Here is a 17,684-nt window from a genome sequence, read left to right on the forward strand (position 1 = left end):
GGGAACTCGATCCTTCTCAATCGTCCTCGCCCTCGGCGGGCTTCTCGGGATGAACGGGATCCTGCGGCTTCGCGGGCGGCGGACCGGCTTCGGCTTCAGTGGCGATCTCGCGACCGCGCTCGCCGATCAGGCGTTCATAGGCCGAGATCAGCGTGACGTAGGGGTTGACCCAGATCCAGCCGTCGCGCGTGAACACCTGCACGTCGAAATGCAGGTGTGTCGTCGTGCCGCCGGGGTGATCCATGTAGTTCGATATCAGCCCGATCTTTTCACCTTCGCTCACGCGGCGGTCGTCGAGCATCCCGCTTTTATCCAGTTGCGCCGGATTCATGTGCATGTAGCGAAAGCGCAGATGCTCGTTGCGGGTGTTGACCAGCAACGTCACGCTTTGGTGTTTCGGTGAACGGATGATGACGCCATCGCGCACGGCCACAACCGCATACCGGTTCGGGATGCAGCGGTCGGCGCGCTTGTTGCGGAGCGTGCATGTCGCCGGGCGCAGGTCCTGTCCCTGGTGTCCGAAGCCAGCGGGGCATTGTCCGACGTTGAAATCACGAGCCTCGCAGAAATTGTCCTGCCAGGGATAGGAGTAGTTTTCAGGGGCGGATTCGTCGAACACCAGCGGCTTGTTGCTCGACTTGCAATGATAGTGATCGCCTTTGTCGGATGGCGGGGGAACGCGGCCGCGATAGAAGCAGTCGCCCCAGTTCAGGAACGATTGCGAGTTCGCGTAAGCCGGCGCCCGTTCGATCGGAAACCGGATCTGCGAATAGACGGTCGTGTCGGCATGGCCACTCTCGCCGCGATAGCCACTGTTGGCGATGATGTCGCCGGGCGGCCGGTAGGTGAAATCGGGCGAGAACGTTTCCGGGCGCGGCATCACGCCGGGCGCGATGGGCATACGGGATTGCAACGGCCGCCCGCCCGCGATGCGCAACGCTTTCAGAAACCGCTCGGCCACGACCGAGGCCTCGCGGCACGCCAGCCGGTTCGCGCGCGGTGCGCTGTCGAGGCAATGGATGGAAACCACATAGGGAACGCCGAACCGCGTGAATGCGTAGCGCACGTCCCCTTCGCGAATGATCCGCCGGAGATCCGGAAACTGCGCCGCCAGCGCGCTAACAGGCTCGCCCTTTCCTCCCGACGGATCGTCGATGTCGTAAGTGAGGATCGAACCTGTGATCTGAACTTCGACGGGCCTTTTGTAGGTGAGTTGCGGCATGCCGCCGGCCGCGCCGGGCGCCAGCGCGAACTTGGCGTCATAGCCGGCCGGACCGGCATTGAACATCCGCTCCTGAAACCCGTCCTGAAAGTGCGCGAGCGGCGGGCGCGGCGATGCGTTGGTCATGCGCTCGGCGAGATACATGCCGGTATCGAACGGCAGCAGCACCGGCACCGGACTCTGGTTGATGCGCTCAAAAAGCGGCAGCGTCACCGCATTGAGTTGCATCAGCGCCGGCATGGTGCGCGGATCGGTCGGCGGCAGGTGACGCAAAGCGTTGAAGGTGAAGCGTCCGGCGATGGCAGGCCGATCCTCGATCTCGGACTTGAGCTGGTCGAGAACGGTGCGCCACTCCACGCGAACGATGGAAATTCCGGGCGTCCTGAAGTCGCCGGCGGCAGCACCGCCGATCGTGATTGCGAGCAGCAGCCATGCCGCGGCGGCGCGTCCGGCGAACCGGAGAGAAATACTGCCGCGAACCGCCGGTCTCACATCCGTGGCCCTGCTTCCTCTCTTAGTCCTTGGCGCGTTCGACGTAGGAGCCGTCTTCCGTCATGACCACGATGCGGGTGCCGACGCCGACATGGGGCGGCACGCCGGTCCGCACGCCGTTCGACAGCATGGCGGGCTTGTAGGACGAGGACGCGGTCTGCCCCTTGGTGACGGGTTCGGTCTCCACGACCTCGAGCGTCACCCGCTGCGGCAGCGTGATCGCCACCGGTACCATGTCGTGCAGGGACAGTTTCACCACCATGTTTTCCTGCAAGTAGGGCGCGGCGTTGCCAACAACGTCCTTTGGCACCTGAACCTGATCGTAGGTCTCCGCATTCATGAAGTGGAAGCCGTCGGCATCTTCGTAGAGGTAGGTAAAGTTGTGATCCTCGATGGTGGCGCGCTCGACCTGGTCGGTGGTCTTGTAGCGCTCGGATATCTTCACGCCGTCGCTGATCCGCCGCATCTCGATCTGGCTGACTGGAGTTCCCTTGCCGGGGTGGATGTTTTCCGCGGTCAGGACCACGTAGAGCTTGCCGTCCTGCTCGATGACGTTGCCCTTGCGAATAGAACTGGCGATGACTCTCAAGGCTGGATTTCCTAAGGTTCGGGCTCGAGACCGGTCCGGACGGGGACGTCCTGCGGCCGTTGAGGCGGTTTCGGGCCGCAACATACTGATTTGGCCCGTCGGCGCCAGTAGTTTGCGGCCGATTCCGGTCGATTGCTGAGGATGGATGAATCGGATTTCACCCTGGTGGGACCAGGCCAGGCACGCGGACCGGCGACCCTTCCTGCAGGCGCGCTGTGCGGTGACCAGGGCGCTGCGGGCCTGGTTCGACGCGCAGGGGTTCGTCGAGGTCGAAACCGGCGTTTTGCAGGTGTCGCCGGGCAACGAAACCCACCTCCATGCGCCTCGCACCGCGCTGACGGCACCGGCCGGCGAGCAGGTCACGCGCTACTTGCGCACCTCTCCGGAATTCGCCTGCAAGAAGCTGCTTGCGGCCGGCGAACGGAAGATCGTCGAATTCGCGAAGGCGTTTCGGGACCGCGAGCGCGGCGACCTGCATCTTGCCGAATTCACCATGCTTGAGTGGTATCGCGCAGGCAGTTCCTACGACGTCATCATGGCCGACTGCATCGCTGTCATCGCCCGCGCGGCCAAGACGACGGGCATCTGCACGTTCGCGTTTCGCGGCCGGCAAGCCGATCCGCTGGCGGAGCCGGAGCGACTGACGGTCGCCGCCGCGTTCGATCGCTTCGCCGGGATCGATCTTCTGAAAACCATAGCCGCCGGCGAGGGCGATCGCGCGGCGCTGGCGGGGGCGGCGCAGGGCAAGGTGCGGATCGCGGATGACGACACCTGGTCGGATATTTTCAGCAAGGTACTGGTCGAGCACATCGAGCCGCGGCTCGGGCAGGGGCGGCTGACGATCCTCTTCGAATACCCCGCGCCGGAGGCCGCGCTGGCGCGCCCCAAGGCATCGGACCCGCGCGTCGCGGAGAGGTTCGAGGTCTATGCCTGCGGCGTCGAACTCGCGAACGGGTTCGGGGAATTGACCGACGCCGCCGAACAGCGCACCCGTTTCATGCGCGCGATGGACGAGAAGCAAACCCGCTACGGCGAGCGCTATCCGCTGGACGAGGATTTTCTCGCGGCGGTCGGCTCGATGCCGGAAGCGAGCGGGGTGGCGCTCGGCTTCGACCGGCTGGTGATGCTGGCAAGCGGCGCTTCAAGGATCGATCAGGTGGTGTGGACGCCGCCCGCGGAGGATGCATGAGCGCCGGGCACAGCAAGAGCGTGATTTCGACATTGCGGCAGCCGGAGGATCTCATCGCCCATGGCCTCGCGCCGGCTGCGGCTTTGCCCGATCTCGCGAAGGTTGCCGCGCGCTACGCGATCGCGATCACGCCGCACGTGGCCGGTCTGATCGATCCGGCCGATCCCGACGATCCGATCGCGCGGCAATACGTCCCGAGCGCCGATGAACTTGCGGCCGAACCCGGCGAGCGCGCCGACCCGATCGGCGACCACGCGCATTCGCCGGTGGACGGCATCGTCCACCGCTATCCCGACCGCGTGCTGCTCAAGCTTGTCCATGTCTGCGCGGTCTATTGCCGGTTCTGCTTCCGTCGCGAAATGGTCGGTCCCGCCAAGGAAACCGCGCTGTCGAAATCGGCGACCTCGGCCGCGCTCGATTACGTCCGCTCGCACCCGCAAGTCTGGGAAGTGATCCTGACCGGCGGCGATCCGCTGATGCTGTCACCGCGGCGGCTGGCCGAGATCATGGGCGAGCTTGCCGCCATCGATCACGTCAGGATCGTGCGCATTCATACGCGCGTGCCGGTCGCCGATCCCGCGCGCGTTACTGACGAGATGGTGGCGGCCCTGAAAGTCGCGGGCGCCACAACCTGGCTGGCGCTGCATGCCAATCATCCGCGCGAACTGACGCCTGCGGCGCGGTCGGCCTGCGCGCGGATCGTCGACGCCGGAATTCCCATGGTCAGCCAGTCCGTGCTGCTGCGCGGCGTCAACGACGATGCGGCAACGCTGGAGGCCTTGATGCGCGCCTTCGTCGAATGCCGCATCAAGCCGTACTATCTGCATCACGGCGATCTTGCGCCGGGCACGGCGCATCTGCGGACCACGCTGGAGCAGGGCCAGGCCTTGATGCGCACATTGCGCGGCCGCGTGTCGGGATTGTGCCAGCCCGATTATGTCCTCGACATTCCGGGCGGATACGGCAAGTCGCCGGTGGGGCCGAACTATCTGTCGCGTTCAGATTTAACCTCCGGGAAAGGTGAACCTCCGCCGGAATTGCGGTATCGTATCGTCGACTATTGCGGAGGCGTTCACCTCTATCCGCCGTTGCCTTAGAGCGAGGTTCGAGAATGTGCATGATCTTTTCGCCACATCGCTCATATTTTGGCGGATTTTGCGCTCGAGGGTCCAGGTCGGCGGCGTGCTTGCGCAAGTCGCGAAACGTTGAGGGTTCCGGAACGTCCCCGACAATACCAACATTTGGAGCAGCGAAATGAGCAAGACCCTTGCGATCGCGGTTTCTGTGGCTTTGATCGGAGCGACCGTGGCAGTGGCGCAACAAGGAACGAAAGGCGGATTGTACGATCCGTCCGCCACCCAATCATCGCCTTACCTTAACAACGCGCCGGTCGGTCACCGTCAGCCGCGCCTCAACGACCTTCCTCCCGAGACCAGGGAGGCCGAGAAGCCGAAGGTCGATCCGGCGGATGCCGCTCTCGACCGCAAGATCAGGAGCATCTGCCGGGGCTGCTGACGGCACCGGATCAAGATGATTTTGGATCGAATTGCTCCAAAATCATTAAGGTGATCGATCTTGTCCTGATGCGAATGACGGATCGGATCGCCAGAGCCTTTCCGCCTCTGATGGAATCAGAAGCGGGGCTTCATGGCGTTTTCGAGCGAGGTGGAATCCGGTTCGCGTGAAGAAAACGCATCAAATCAAGAATCTGGAGCTTTCACCGTTTCCGTGAAAACGGTGAAGAACTCCAGGGAATGCTTTAGCTCGCGTTGCGTGCCGCGAGCGCCATTCCGATCAGCGTAGCGCCGCCGAACATCATGTTGAGGCCAACCAGCAATCCGATGGCCCATGCCGCCGTTCCCGGCAGCCCGATGATGATGACGAACGCGACGATGATGTCCATCAACCCCGCGGTCAATAACCAGCCCCATCGCTGCGAGAGTTCGCGGCGATGGTCGAGCGCGTACATGATGGTGACGGCGCCCTCGGCGAGGAAGTAGGCGCCGACCACGATGGTCAGCGTCAGCATGCCCCGGACAGGCTGTATCACCAGCAGGACGCCGACGAGCAGCGCGAGCGCGGCAGAGAGCAGCGACCACCAGAAACCGGGTATCCGTGGCGCCCAGAACGTGACCATCAGCCCGCCGATGCCGACGATGAGAAACAGCCAGCCGAGGAAGATCGTGATGGCAAGGCTTGCGAGCGACGGCACGACGATCGCCGCGATCCCGAGGACCGCCAGCAGGATGCCCTCGAACAGGAAGGCCTTCCAATGCTCGCGAACTTCGGTGGTGACTTTCAACTGAAGACGTTCGAAATCCTGGGAAGGGGTCGTCATCGGCGGAGGCTCCATGAAAACGAAAACCGCGCATCCTTCGGGCCGTAGTCTAACGCACGACGGCTCAAAAAGTGACAAAAAAAGCGGTTTTCGGCAGCAAAGCCCATCACGATGATTTTTGGATCGAGGCGATCCGACATCATGAACGTGATCGATTCCAATATTTAAGAAGCGGTATACCGGCGGAAGTCCGCTACGTACTTTTCTTCATCCTGCTCCGGTCAACCCGGATCGGGCGGGACTCGTCCCGGCCATCCGGAGGCGGTTGCGTCCGCGCACATAGACGGCGGAAGTCATGAGCAGGAGGACGGTCCCGGTCAGGATTGCAACCATTCCGACCGGGACGAGATAGGTGGCGACGTGCTTGTCCGCGTTGGTCATCCATCGATGGATCGATGACAGGATGAAGGCCGCGCCGAGAAAGCTTACCCCGCCGCCGCTGACCAGCAGCGCCCACATGCTGCGCAGGTGGCGCAGGCGCTCGCGGGAGGTCTCGGTGCGAGGGGCGTGATGCGCGCCGACGCGACGAACCAGATAGGCCGCGAACAGGATGGCGCCGAATCCGACCAGCATGGCCGTACCTTCCAGCGCGAGCGCGCCGGGTCCGCTCAGATCGGGATTCCGTTGCAACGCGAGCAGCGGCGCGTCGAAACTCGCATGCAGCGCGATGGGTATTGCGAAGATTGCCAGACGGTTACGGATGCGCGCCCAGTCGCGGGCGTGGCGGTGCGCGCCGAGCGCGGTGCCCGAGCGCGCGATGGCGATGTAAGCACCGGCAATGACGCCCAGCGCGCCGTGGAAGGGTACGGTGAGCACGCTGCGCAGCACCGCGAGCGAGCGCCAGATGTCGGCGTGTTGCATCAGATAAGCGAGGTTTTCATAGGCCGCAAAGCCGAGTCCGGCGGCGGCGCCGTACACCACCGCATCCATGGGATCGGCTGGCTTGCGGCGCATCGCAGCAACCGCGGCAATGGCGGCGATCTTCACCAGTTCCTCGGGCGCGGCGATCGCGAAAAGCGAATGCAGGATCAACGCAAGCCACGGCGGCTCCGTTACGTTCAGCAGCGGCGCGAACGGCGCTCGGGTCAACCCAAGCAGCGATACGCTGGCTGCGCCGAGCACGAACGCCGCCCAGACCATCGCGGGCGGTCCCGGGCGCTCGTCCGCCGCGATCACCAGCCAAAGCAGCAGCAGCGCAGGGGCGATGGCGGCTGCGCCCATGACGGTGGGAAGGGTTTCGAGCAGATTCATGTCAGCCGAAAATAAACGGTCTCAAAGATTTATACGTAATTTCGCAACGCATGTCGCTGCTTTGAAGGCCCGTGCGCCCGATTCCGCTGATCTCCGCGGTCACGACCTTCGCAGGTCCGCGGCCGTCGAAACCGTTCTGTATGAACGGAAATCAGCAAGCTTTGCCGGGACTTTTCAGCCGCGCGCCGGTTCCCCGTTGCAGGGGGCGCTGTTCCAGGTGCCCCAGTGAACGCTGGCGAGGCTGCGATAGTCGGTCGTCCGCGGACGGCGCGTTCGCTTCTCGTAAGCGCCAATGACCCGCTCGGAAGCGGTGATCTTGCGCTGCAGGTCGGCCATCAGGCGTAGCTTCTCGGCGCGCGCTTGGGGCTCTGCGGTCTCGCCATAACGGAAACGGCGGACCTCCATGTCGCGCAGAACGTCGCGATGTTTTTTCAACTGGGCGCGATGCCAGGCGATGGTGCTGTCGCTGTCCGCCATCGAAGACCTCACTCCTGCGGGGCTGTCTTGAGCCGCGGTAAAGAACGAGAGAGCCGAAGCGCTACTCATCCACTGACAGATGCGGCAGCAGGATGAGGCACATAGGCTGGCAGCAACGTCGCCGGATTCTGGTTAATCAAGGGTTAATGGATCGTTCGCGCGGCACGTGGCGCAAGTCTCGCCGCGCCCCGACCTCCGGCAACCCGAACCGTGCGGTGCGGACGTTTTCTCCGACTGTCGATCGACCCCGAAACATCTGGAATTGCTCCAAATCCGGCTAGGCGATCGGGAGGTTTTACGCTATATATGAATTGATATCACGAGAGGGTTTCGGCCTGTCAGCCGTCCGCAACCGGTGAAAGCCGGTTAACAGCCGGACTTCGGTCCGGACTTGTTCCCCAGGACTGCCGCGCTATTCACTCGGTGGATAGCGCGGCATTTTGCCGGAACGCTGACATTTTTCCTACTTTCCGGGACGCAGACCAGCCGCAGCGCGCTGCGGGCAGGGACCCCGAACTCTTGCCCGCACAGTGGCCGGCTGCATTCGCCGCTGGACCTCTCCGGCTCTGACGAAATCGGAAGAAGGGGCTCTATGATTTTGATTTGACGTGTTTTATTCGCGACCGGGCATCCGTCTGCAGCTTAGCCTTAGGACCGTGATTCGCTGGAAGATGCTGTAAAGCACGTGGCCCTGTGCCCCTTGTGTGGCGTGTCTCTCAAAGATACGATTCCAGGTAGTTGAGTAACTGGAGGCGCACGCAATGCTGGCGGACATCAAGGAGCAGGTACTATCGGTAATGAGCCTCAGGTTGATGGCGGTGGTGTTGCCGGCGATAGTCCTGTCAATTCTGACAGCCATGGCGATGTACCAGTTGGGTTTTCCGACGATGGTGTACAACGAGGTGGTCCTGATCCTGACGACGCTGATGCACGTGGTGCTGGGCATCTGGTCGGCGCTGAACGCCGTCCTTTTTGGGATCGTGATTGCCGGACTTCTGTTCGCTCTCCTCCTGCCGGTCTTGATCGTATTGAGGGAAATCCAGAAGAAGCGGAATGAGCCTTCCGCTGTCTCGGATCCGGCTGTTCATTCCTCATCCGATCTGGCGGACGCGGCGCGGCAATAGTCGCGGGGACGCCGCCCTCGCATCTCCGCCATCTCGCCGCGTGCCACAGCCATCGGCCCCGGACTTCGCGTGAACGCCGCATCACGGGTCGGCATGTTCGTCGACACGTCACGCGTTCCTTATCAAATGCGCTCCCTTCCAACCGACGAAGGCCAAAGCGGGCGGTAACGCAGGTCGCCGTCTGACCGCGGCGCCGGTGAATCACTGACTCGGATCAAGGTCGAGGGCATGCTTTGCCCCGAAACGCTACATCATTGTTTGATTGACCGGCAGCGATTTGCACGTATAGCAAGGCCGCGAAAATTTGTGGCTGTCCTGGCCTGCATTTCCGGTTGATACGATGAGTTCATTGGCAACGGCCATTATGGGTCTCGATAAGGAGATTCTGCTTACGCTCAATTCAATCGGTGGAAGAAATCAGGATCTCTGGGACCTCGCGAACAATTCGCTGTTCAGAGGATTTCCATTATTCTTTTCCATTGTCGCCCTGTGGTTTTCCAACGAGCAGCCGGAGCGGCGCGGCCGAATGCTGGCTGGACTGATGGCGGTCTGCCTGGCAACGATGCTTTCGGTTTGGTCGCAGTTTCACACCGCGGTCCACATGCGCCCAATTCTGGATCTGGCGATTCCCCTGGACACCGTCATACCGCGGACGCCATGGGACCGGACGAATTCGTTTCCGAGCGACACGGCGACCCTGTTTTTCAGCCTTGCTACCGTCGTTTTCGTAGAGAAGCGTTGGATTGGATTATTCTGCTTCGCATGGGTCGCGGTGATCGTCGCGATTCCCAGGGTTATTATGGGGCTGCACTATCCAAGCGACATCATCGGCGCGCTGGTTCTTGGGCCGGCGACCGTTTTCACGTTTGCAAAACTTCCATATCCGAAGCGTCTGTTTGAATGCGCGTTCAGGTGGCTCGACGGCCGCATGTATATCGTTCACGCGCTCCTGTTCATTTTTCTGGCGGAGGCGTTCGACTTGTTCCCGAGCTTGCAAGCTCTCGGAAAACTGTTTGCGCGCCTGCTTCACGCATAGCCTTTTGCTTTTTGACGTGCGGTCGCGCGTGGGCAAGACGTGAAGCGACGCCAGCACCCTTCGTGGCCCATAGATTCGAAGGCGAGGGGGTGCTTTTGGCTAGTTCGCCTTGGATGCCGGCGATGATCCTGATGGACCCGCAGGTCCCACAGGCCCCGGTGGGCCAGCGAGTCCGGTTGGACCGGGAGGCCCCGGCGGTCCGGCAGGACCGGGCGAGCCGGGAGGACCTGGTGGTCCGGCAGGCCCCGCTGATCCGGTGGGTCCGGGCTGTCCTTCGGGCCCCGGAGGACCAGCAGGTCCGCAGTTTTGTATCACCGCGTCGCGGGTCTCGGACCCGGAGGTGATCGTCACCACGCAGGTCGTGGGAAACTCAGTTCCGGTCCATCTGAACGCCCCGGTCGCCGTGCTCTCGACTTTCACCGTCTTGGCCGGGCTGATCTTGATTTCGACGTTGGGGTCGCGCGTGCGCCGGATCCGTCCCTCGATCACCAGATCCCCGCGTCGTATGCTGGCGCTGGTGACGAAGATATCGGCAGATGCATTGACCGGCCATGCGGCAACAAGGCAGGTGGCGGTGGCCGCGGCGGCGCTGACTAGCTTCGAAAGCATAGTGCACATCCTCCCCAACACGAGCCAAATCTCACCACGAAAATGCGCTGAGGGCAACCACGTGCGCGAGCAGGGATATTGCGATGCGCATCGCTTAAAGCAAAAAGAATGCTCCAAGGGGCGAGGAAGCGCACGAAGCGACTTGCAGGTTGGAGCAAAGGGCGCTACTCGCCCTTATGGCCTTGAAGCGTTCCAAACCCGGTGTGCGAACCCGCGAGGGTGGTGAATATATTTGTCCCGGGTGCGGGGCCGTTTATAAAGTGACGGTCTATACCAGCCCGTTCAAGGACACGAACCATCAAGACTGCGACGTCTGCAACGCGCTCCTCAGAAGCTGGACCCATGCAACGACCTGGTGGTCCTACAAGCTGGTCAAACGGCCGCGGAAATAGCCGATCCGGTGAGCCGGCCGCGATGAAGAGATAACGCGCGCGGATAGGGCCGTTCAACCGGGTCATGCGTGGGCGGATTGCAGTGGTGGCGTTGCGCCGCGATAGGAGCTTCCTTTGTGCCCCGTCGCATACGGCCATGCCTTGCGAAGAAGCGGGAGGAAGAGCAATCATCTCGCTATCGCCCTCAACGGGTGTTTCGCGGCGGGTGGTCGCGTGATCTACAATCTTCTCTGATACGGACCATGCCTCATGATTTCGATGCTGTTCACACTTGCATTCGTTGGCGTCATGCTATTCAGCGCGGGACGGATCATCCTGGGCTGGATCCGGCCGAAGCGCCGTCGTTAGGGACCGCTACACCGCTTTCGAGCTAAGCATGACCGCGTGCTCGACCCCGGGGACGGATCCCGCTTCGCGTCAAGAAAACGCATCGAAAAATCAATAGATCGATAGCGCGGCAATCGTCTCGCATGCTCAGAGACGGGACAATTCGCGGGGAAAAGCGAAGGAAATCAGGGGGCGAAACGGCGTTTGGCGCTCCCTAGCGGAATCGAACCGCTCTCTCCACCGTGAAAGGGTGGCGTCCTAACCGATAGACGAAGGGAGCTGAACTTTTCAGCGACGAATCGCGCCGTCGTTTCAGTCTCAAAACCGCTGCGATAATGCCGTTTAATCAACGTCCTGCATGGGATTGATCACACAGCGTCTCCGGTGGGCAAGTAAACCTGACCGGCGGCAGCGGCGGAACGTATAGTGGCGTTTGCCCGGGGGGGCAAGCATTCTCCCGATGCAAGCCGGAAGCGGCGTAGGGCCTCGGTTGGGCCGCAAAACGATGCAAAGAGGTCGTTGGGGGGGGCCCGAGTGCCCGTCATGGGAAGCCAACATGAGATGGCGATCGTTGAGCGGGATGCTCGTGGTGCTGACAGTCGCCGGTGTGCCTGCCTGGGCCCAGACGCGCGGTTCGCCTAATTCCGGTCGCGATATCAAGATCGGGACCAAACAGCCACCGTCAGCGCGAAAATCCTGTTCGGAATACGGACCCGGCTTTGTCAGGGTCGAGGGCGCATCGACTTGCGTGCGGATCGGCGGCGGCATCAGCGTCGGTGGCGGCATCGGGCGCTGACGCACCGTTGCCGTCTGACGTGCGGCGGAGACGCGAAGCGGGAATGCAAAAGGCCTCGCCGAAGCGAGGCCCTCATTGAGGCCGGACGCGGTCGTCAACGACCGAAGAACAGCCACAGAAGAATGATTATCGGTATCGGCACGCCAAGCAGCCAAAGCAAAATTCCACGTCCCATTCTGCTCTCCTCGAAAGTCGATATTTGCAAGGTGAACATCGCGCGAGGGGAATCGTTCCGGCTCTCAGTGTTTTGCAGATACAGGCAGCCGCGGCCTCGATGGTCTCACCAATGACCCGTGTTCGGCATCGAACTCCACGGCTCGGCCGGCGGCCGGGCCTCGCCCTTCTGCAACAGCTCGATCGAATGCCGATCCGGCGAGCGGACGAAAGCCATCTGGCCGTCGCGGGGCGGCCGATTGATCGTGACCCCGAGCTTCATCAGGCGCTCGCAAGTGGTATAGATGTCGTCGACCTCATAGGCGAGATGACCGAAATAGCGGTCCTCGCCGTAGGTCTCCTCGTCCCAATTGTAGGTCAGTTCGACCAGCGGCGCGCCGCGTCCCCTGGACTCCTTAACGAGGTTCTCGTCCTGCGGCGCACACAGGAACACCAGCGTGAATTTCGCCTTCTCGTTGTCGACGCGACGAACTTCCTTCAGCCCGAGCGCATCGCGATAGAATTTCAGTGCGGTCTCGAGATTGCGCACGCGCAGCATGGTGTGAAGGTAACGCATGTTCCGTGTCTCCTGCCGACAATGATTTGGCTTTGGACGGCAGCGCGCGGCGATCCAGTCGCCGCTCCACGGACGAATGGCGGATCCCGGCTGCCGATAGCAACAAACCTGCGCCGGCCGCGACCTGCAAGACCGATTTTCGCACCGGAAGGGATTTAATTTCCAACGGGGGACGAAACGTCGTGGAAGCGGCCACTTTTCCTTTTCGCCGGGCTGCTGGAACGGTGTTCGTCACACGCCATTGATGAGGATGGTGCGCGAAGATCCAGCAAAGCCGCCACCGCCGCCGAAATCCTATCCGGCCGAGAAGGCGCGGGGGGCGAAATCAATCTGAGAACGACACCCGCAAGGTCATTTTCATTGCTGGGCTGGCAGGATCCGTGCTGCTCGGATTCCTGGTGGTCTTTTGCCCGTTAGTTTTTATTCCACGCGCGTTCCGCGTCGACCAGAGTTCCCTTCCATAACCAAGAACATCAAGAACCTCTCTAAAATTCCGATTTGTCCCGGGTTCCGGATGGCGCAGACAATTGCGCGGAGGACTGGTTCTTGCCGCTCGCCTCTTGCAACCAAACCCAGGGGACCGCGTTGTTTGCCGGTACCTCGCAGGAGGATAGAGCATGAAAAAGACGGCGATCATGATTGCGACTGCGGCGGCGATCGGTACTGCCGCTGCACCAGCGCCGGCTCAGGCCTATCGAATGGGGCCCGGCCTTGGCGTGGGTCTCGCCATCGGCGCGCTGGCCGCGGGCGCGGCGGCCAGTTCCTACTATTACGGGCCTTACGGATATTACCGGCCGCGTTATTACCGGCCATATTATGGACCGGCGTATTACGGCGGATGGTCTCCGGCCTACTCTTATTACGGCGGCCCGCCGGCCTATTATGGCGGGTATCCGGTCTATTACGGTGCGTCGTATGCCTATCGCCCGGGCCCGTATTGGCACCGCCGCTGGCATCGCCCGTATCGCTATTGGTGAGCCATGCTGAACCCCCTGAGGTCGATACCTCGGGGGCCGAGCATCATTCAGGCGTTATGACGTCCGTCGGCTGCGGAAGGTCCAGCGCACGATTTATCCGCGCGCGGACCGACGTGTAGTACTCCTCGCGCTGCCGTTGGAGTCTGGCTTGATGCGCCTTGAAGTTGGCCACGCGCCGCGTGATGTCGGCGCGCTCTGATCCTTGGGCGCGCTCTGATCCTTGCCTGTCTTCCGGACCTGTCTGATTTTTCGGCCGCGGCCTGTTATCCCGCTCTTGCATTCAAGTCTCCTGCATCCGCGCCGTATCTGGAACGATTTCAACGACGAGGACCTCGTGTTTCAATCGAATGTAATTGCGGAGACGCTGTTCGCTCCTACAATGCATGGGGCGTACTATGCGCTACATCTTTGTGATCGCGACGAGAAAATGCGGCGCGAAGGTGCTTATCCTCAACAAGCAGCCATTCGACGGCTGATTTGTCCCATCCTGCGCGACATCAACGACACAGAAATACTTAATCGGCAGCGGGACGACAAAAATGATTCGCGCATGTGCAAGGCTGTTCATAGCGTCAGGTCAAATTATTTTTTGTCTTGCGACGTCAACCATAGTGTTATCTTTTGATTCGTAAGATTCGCGCGGCTATATTCATCTGGGAATAACGGTGGTAAATCCAGAGGGTAGCCGTAGTGTCGTAGTACAGGTGTGGGGTCCTGGGCATGGGGTCGGATGGATTTGAATCCAGGAAGTTTGGAGGTCCGCCGGTGAGCGATCACCTTGGATCGAAGGACTTTTCTGGAACCACGGATCACGAGTCAGGGGTCGGTCCCTTTACGGGACTCGGAGAATCCCCTGCAAACATCGTCGAGATCAGCGGCGTCATCAAATGGTTTGACGCTTCAAAAGGCTACGGTTTTATCGTCCCTGATAACGGCTGGCCGGACGTGCTGCTGCATGTCACCGTGCTTCGTCGCGACGGCTACCAGACGGCCTATGAGGGATCGCGTCTGGTCTGCGAGTGCGTGCAGCGGGCGAAGGGCTATCAGGCGTTCCGGATCACGTCCATGGACGAGTCCACGGCCATTCACCCCGCGCAGATGCTGCCGCCGCGGACGCATGTCAGCGTGACGCCGACCAGCGGTCTGGAGCGGGCGCAGGTGAAATGGTTCAATCGGCTGCGCGGCTTCGGGTTCTTGACCTGCGGCGAGGGGACGCCCGATATCTTCGTCCACATGGAAACGCTGCGACGCTTCGGCATGACGGAGCTTCGGCCGGGACAGTTCGTCCTGGTCCGGTTCGGGCCGGGTTCCAAGGGAATGATGGCGGCGGAAGTTCAACCGGAATCCGGCGCTGCGGGTCTTTCCTCGCACTGAGTCGGCGAACGGCTGCCACCGAAGGCGGCCTGCGTGCCGGGCTCGACCGGCTTGAGGCGGGACCTTCCGGAAATCGTGTTTTGCCGCCGTCGTGGTCGGCCGCTACAGGTCGTGTCCCGTGGGCCGGTGATGCCGTTTCCGGCTGCTGCGAAATATGCCTTCGCCCTGACAGGTTGCCCGATGATGCGAATGCGGAAGATCGGTCTTGAGCGCCTGCATCTCGCTTTATGGATTGTGCTGCTGTCGTGGATCGGCATTGCCGCGCCATATGGTGCCGGGGCCCGCGCCGCCGAATTCCAGACGCTGGAAATCGCAACTCGCGCAGGCGTGAAAATGTTCTCGGTGGAGATGGCGACGACCGAGCAAGAAAAAGAAAAAGGGCTGATGTATCGGAAGCATCTGCCGGACGGGCAGGGGATGCTGTTCGATTTTTCTCCGGCCCAGCAGGTGTCGATGTGGATGAAGAACACCTACATCTCGCTCGACATGATCTTTATCGATCCCGACGGCCGCGTTCTCCGTATTGCGGAGAACACCGAGCCGCTCTCGACCCGCATCATTTCCTCGGGCGGTCTGGCCAAAGGCGTGCTGGAGGTGATCGCGGGGACCGCGAAAAAGTACGGCATCGCGCCGGGCGACCGGGTCTCGCACCCGCTTTTTAACGGCCATTGAGACGTTTTCGAGCAAAACGCGTCCGGCTGACCGAGGGGAACAGGCGCCGCTCCACGCGGAAAAACGCGTCTATCTAACAAAAAATAGAGCGGCGCTCCGGTCTCTCTCAGAAGGGAAGGCTCTGGTCGGCTTGCTGGGCCAGCCGGAAGCATGTAACGACATCGTTTCCCAGCGGATCGGGGTATAGCGCAGCCTGGTAGCGCGGCAGTTTTGGGTACTGCAGGTCGTTGGTTCGAATCCAGCTGCCCCGACCATATCAACGACTTGGCATTTTTGGGCGAAGCACGCCCTAGGTCTTGACCCGGGGGTTGGATACCGAGTCGCGCGAAGAAAACGCGTCAAAACAAATACATGGAGATCGAGATCAGTTTTCAGTCTGATGATCGACGGGTAGCTGCCTGCCTCAACGATCTTCCGGCGTTCACCTTGCGGCAACCCATCAATAATCCGGGGTGCCGCGCGGATTTGCTTTAGCCCAGGCCGTAACCTTTTCATCTGGAATGATAAGCGATGACTGGCCGCTGGACGCGTAATAGCTCTTTCCGCTCTCCACGGAATAAGCCACTCCGCCCCATACTGCGTCGTCGTCCAGATGTATGCGTCCGATCTCCGGACTGACGTTGCTTACGGCCGTGATCTTGATTTCAAGGCGACCATACTGGCGGGTTTTGACCGCTGCCAGATCGCCAATCTTGACGTTGCGATAGTAGCGCTCGATTTCTTCAGCCGTTTGATCGTGGCTTGGGTCGCCGGAGGGCTTTCCGGGAGGAAGCATATTCTAGGCAGCCTTCTAAAAACACGCGACGGAACGAGCCGCTTTATCGTTTTCGACCATCCGGATGGATGCTCTCGCTAATCCAGGGATTTCTAGGACAATAGCCGGCCGAATGATAGCGTGCCAATTGCCTCTGCTGTTGTGGCGCGGGTCCGTGGTGCTGCCGAACCGAACGTCCCCGGTCGGCATTTGCGGGATAACTCGCTAACCGCGCCGTTATTCGCGGACTATCAGGACGCTTCCGGCATCCTCAAGGGGGCCTCACTGGCGCCGTCGCTGCGGCGCAATTCGTCCGGATCTGGTCAAAATCTGCGTCGCGCCAGAACCGGGCGAGGGCGCCGGTCGACAACGACGCGTGGGAGGATTAAACGGTCGCCGCGGCCAAGCCGAACTTGTGGGTCGACATCGTTGATCTAGCGCAGCGATCAAGGACGCTGAGTCAGGTAGACGACATTGACCGGGTTCGGCGTACGAGGTGCGTCGGTGGAATCAGAGAGGGCGGGATCGATGTCCGCATGGGATGAGCGCGTTGAGATTTGGCCGGAGAGGATGGGGCAATGAGCATTTGGACGCTTGTTGCTCGACCCGACGGGGATAGTTTCGCGGCTGATCTGACGATCGACGGCGGATCGCCGCTCACATTGGGCCGGGTCGAAATGGAGAGGTTGGAAGCCGCGCTGGATAACGCGCTCGCGGGTGTTGACGATATGTACAGCCGGATTTCGTGCGTGAACGCGGGCAATCAGATCGTCGTATCGGTCGACAAAGTCACCGTCGCGGCCCTGAGATATGACAAGGCGGAGCTGATGCGCGACCAGTTGAAAGAGCTTCTGGCGGGCGAGGGCACTGAATTTATCGGCTAGCGCAGTCGGAGAGACTGCGCGCGTTATTCCGCGGGCTCGCGTCACCGTCCGAATCAATGTCCGAATCAATCGCCATGATTTCGGATTGTCTGAAAGCGCACCGATAAACTCATCGAGTCGTGCTCTTCACGTCCTGCCCGCGCTCCTCATCAAATAAAAAGCATCGCAATCTCGTCGAGAAAGCATCCGCCCTGGCGAGCGAGCTAGGCTTACAGCGCAGGGCAGCAATGCTGCGATGGGTCGCTGCTAAAAAAATCTGTCGCCATCAAGAAAAACCCGTCGGTGAAGAGGATCACCGGCGGGTTTTTACGCGGTACTGGGGATGAACGGGTGGCTAGACCGTCCGGCGAGACAACGCATGAACTGCGCAGAAGTTGCTATGCGCGATGCGCGGGGGTGCTCCGCCGCTGGCGGTAGAAGTAAATCAGGCGATGTATAGTAGGACATATAT

Annotated in this window: 18 protein-coding genes and 2 tRNA genes; 12 read left to right on the forward strand and 8 right to left on the reverse strand. The window is 61.2% G+C overall.

Annotated elements, in window-relative coordinates; genetic code table 11:
• Window positions 1–16 precede the first annotated feature (16 nt).
• Both ACS3WA_RS05895 and efp read right to left on the reverse strand, forming a co-directional pair.
• On the reverse strand, window positions 17–1,714 hold the full coding sequence (locus ACS3WA_RS05895; protein WP_438277616.1) for a M23 family peptidase: 1,698 nt from the start codon (window positions 1,712–1,714) through the stop codon (window positions 17–19).
• Between the two features lie 22 nt (window positions 1,715–1,736).
• Window positions 1,737–2,303: an elongation factor P gene (gene efp, locus ACS3WA_RS05900; protein WP_438277617.1), complete on the reverse strand. Its 567-nt coding sequence runs from the start codon at window positions 2,301–2,303 to the stop codon at window positions 1,737–1,739.
• Window positions 2,304–2,448: 145 nt separating this feature from the next.
• On the opposite strand from efp, the gene epmA reads away from it, so the two are divergent.
• The 3 genes from epmA to ACS3WA_RS05915 all read left to right on the forward strand — a co-directional run bounded on the left by epmA (window position 2,449) and on the right by ACS3WA_RS05915 (window position 5,007).
• The gene (gene epmA / locus ACS3WA_RS05905) at window positions 2,449–3,492 is read left to right on the forward strand and encodes an EF-P lysine aminoacylase EpmA (protein WP_438277618.1); all 1,044 of its coding nucleotides are present in this window, start codon (window positions 2,449–2,451) and stop codon (window positions 3,490–3,492) included.
• Complete coding sequence (locus ACS3WA_RS05910) at window positions 3,489–4,589, forward strand: lysine-2,3-aminomutase-like protein (RefSeq protein WP_438277619.1); 1,101 nt, start codon at window positions 3,489–3,491, stop codon at window positions 4,587–4,589. Before epmA ends, ACS3WA_RS05910 begins: the two co-directional genes overlap by 4 nt.
• A gap of 157 nt (window positions 4,590–4,746) precedes the next feature.
• On the forward strand, window positions 4,747–5,007 hold the full coding sequence (locus ACS3WA_RS05915) for a hypothetical protein (protein WP_438277620.1): 261 nt from the start codon (window positions 4,747–4,749) through the stop codon (window positions 5,005–5,007).
• 244 nt (window positions 5,008–5,251) lie between these two features.
• On the opposite strand, the gene ACS3WA_RS05920 is transcribed toward ACS3WA_RS05915, so the two are convergent.
• The 3 genes from ACS3WA_RS05920 to ACS3WA_RS05930 all read right to left on the reverse strand — a co-directional run bounded on the left by ACS3WA_RS05920 (window position 5,252) and on the right by ACS3WA_RS05930 (window position 7,558).
• The gene (locus ACS3WA_RS05920) at window positions 5,252–5,830 is read right to left on the reverse strand and encodes an HdeD family acid-resistance protein (RefSeq protein WP_438277621.1); all 579 of its coding nucleotides are present in this window, start codon (window positions 5,828–5,830) and stop codon (window positions 5,252–5,254) included.
• A 207-nt stretch (window positions 5,831–6,037) separates the two neighbouring features.
• Entirely contained in the window at window positions 6,038–7,081 is a 1,044-nt protein-coding gene (locus tag ACS3WA_RS05925; protein ID WP_438277622.1) for a PrsW family glutamic-type intramembrane protease, read from the reverse strand.
• 174 nt (window positions 7,082–7,255) lie between these two features.
• Complete coding sequence (locus tag ACS3WA_RS05930) at window positions 7,256–7,558, reverse strand: hypothetical protein (RefSeq protein ID WP_438277623.1); 303 nt, start codon at window positions 7,556–7,558, stop codon at window positions 7,256–7,258.
• A 761-nt stretch (window positions 7,559–8,319) separates the two neighbouring features.
• Here ACS3WA_RS05930 and ACS3WA_RS05935 point away from each other — a divergent pair.
• The 3 genes from ACS3WA_RS05935 to ACS3WA_RS05945 all read left to right on the forward strand — a co-directional run bounded on the left by ACS3WA_RS05935 (window position 8,320) and on the right by ACS3WA_RS05945 (window position 10,553).
• Window positions 8,320–8,682 carry a hypothetical protein gene (locus tag ACS3WA_RS05935; protein ID WP_438277624.1) on the forward strand — a complete coding sequence of 121 codons (363 nt, stop codon included), beginning with the start codon at window positions 8,320–8,322 and terminating at the stop codon, window positions 8,680–8,682.
• 304 nt (window positions 8,683–8,986) lie between these two features.
• Window positions 8,987–9,718: a phosphatase PAP2 family protein gene (locus tag ACS3WA_RS05940; protein ID WP_438277625.1), complete on the forward strand. Its 732-nt coding sequence runs from the start codon at window positions 8,987–8,989 to the stop codon at window positions 9,716–9,718.
• 340 nt (window positions 9,719–10,058) lie between these two features.
• A complete protein-coding gene (locus ACS3WA_RS05945; RefSeq protein WP_438277626.1) occupies window positions 10,059–10,553 on the forward strand; it encodes a hypothetical protein in 495 nt (164 codons plus the stop codon).
• A 698-nt stretch (window positions 10,554–11,251) separates the two neighbouring features.
• Here the strand turns inward: ACS3WA_RS05945 and ACS3WA_RS05950 are convergent.
• Window positions 11,252–11,326, reverse strand: a tRNA-Glu gene (locus ACS3WA_RS05950).
• Between the two features lie 276 nt (window positions 11,327–11,602).
• Here ACS3WA_RS05950 and ACS3WA_RS05955 point away from each other — a divergent pair.
• Window positions 11,603–11,842: a hypothetical protein gene (locus tag ACS3WA_RS05955; RefSeq protein WP_438277627.1), complete on the forward strand. Its 240-nt coding sequence runs from the start codon at window positions 11,603–11,605 to the stop codon at window positions 11,840–11,842.
• 280 nt (window positions 11,843–12,122) lie between these two features.
• Here ACS3WA_RS05955 and ACS3WA_RS05960 read toward each other — a convergent pair whose 3' ends face one another.
• Window positions 12,123–12,572, reverse strand: coding sequence for a VOC family protein (locus ACS3WA_RS05960; RefSeq protein ID WP_438277628.1), 450 nt, complete (start codon window positions 12,570–12,572; stop codon window positions 12,123–12,125).
• A 617-nt stretch (window positions 12,573–13,189) separates the two neighbouring features.
• Here ACS3WA_RS05960 and ACS3WA_RS05965 point away from each other — a divergent pair.
• The 4 genes from ACS3WA_RS05965 to ACS3WA_RS05980 all read left to right on the forward strand — a co-directional run bounded on the left by ACS3WA_RS05965 (window position 13,190) and on the right by ACS3WA_RS05980 (window position 15,849).
• Complete coding sequence (locus ACS3WA_RS05965; protein WP_438277629.1) at window positions 13,190–13,549, forward strand: hypothetical protein; 360 nt, start codon at window positions 13,190–13,192, stop codon at window positions 13,547–13,549.
• A 720-nt stretch (window positions 13,550–14,269) separates the two neighbouring features.
• Window positions 14,270–14,923 (forward strand): cold-shock protein, encoded by a 654-nt coding sequence (locus ACS3WA_RS05970; RefSeq protein ID WP_438277630.1) that lies wholly within the window; start codon window positions 14,270–14,272, stop codon window positions 14,921–14,923.
• A 189-nt stretch (window positions 14,924–15,112) separates the two neighbouring features.
• Window positions 15,113–15,595 (forward strand): DUF192 domain-containing protein, encoded by a 483-nt coding sequence (locus ACS3WA_RS05975; RefSeq protein ID WP_438277631.1) that lies wholly within the window; start codon window positions 15,113–15,115, stop codon window positions 15,593–15,595.
• A gap of 177 nt (window positions 15,596–15,772) precedes the next feature.
• Window positions 15,773–15,849: transfer RNA gene (locus ACS3WA_RS05980), tRNA-Pro, on the forward strand.
• A gap of 185 nt (window positions 15,850–16,034) precedes the next feature.
• Here ACS3WA_RS05980 and ACS3WA_RS05985 read toward each other — a convergent pair.
• Complete coding sequence (locus ACS3WA_RS05985) at window positions 16,035–16,370, reverse strand: hypothetical protein (protein ID WP_438277632.1); 336 nt, start codon at window positions 16,368–16,370, stop codon at window positions 16,035–16,037.
• A gap of 557 nt (window positions 16,371–16,927) precedes the next feature.
• Here ACS3WA_RS05985 and ACS3WA_RS05990 point away from each other — a divergent pair.
• Window positions 16,928–17,233, forward strand: a complete 306-nt coding sequence (locus ACS3WA_RS05990) for a hypothetical protein (protein WP_438277633.1) — start codon at window positions 16,928–16,930, stop codon at window positions 17,231–17,233.
• The last annotated feature ends 451 nt before the right edge of the window (window positions 17,234–17,684 follow it).

Origin of the sequence: Nitrobacter sp. (assembly GCF_051535235.1) — a bacterium.
Taxonomy (GTDB): Bacteria; Pseudomonadota; Alphaproteobacteria; order Rhizobiales; family Xanthobacteraceae; genus Nitrobacter.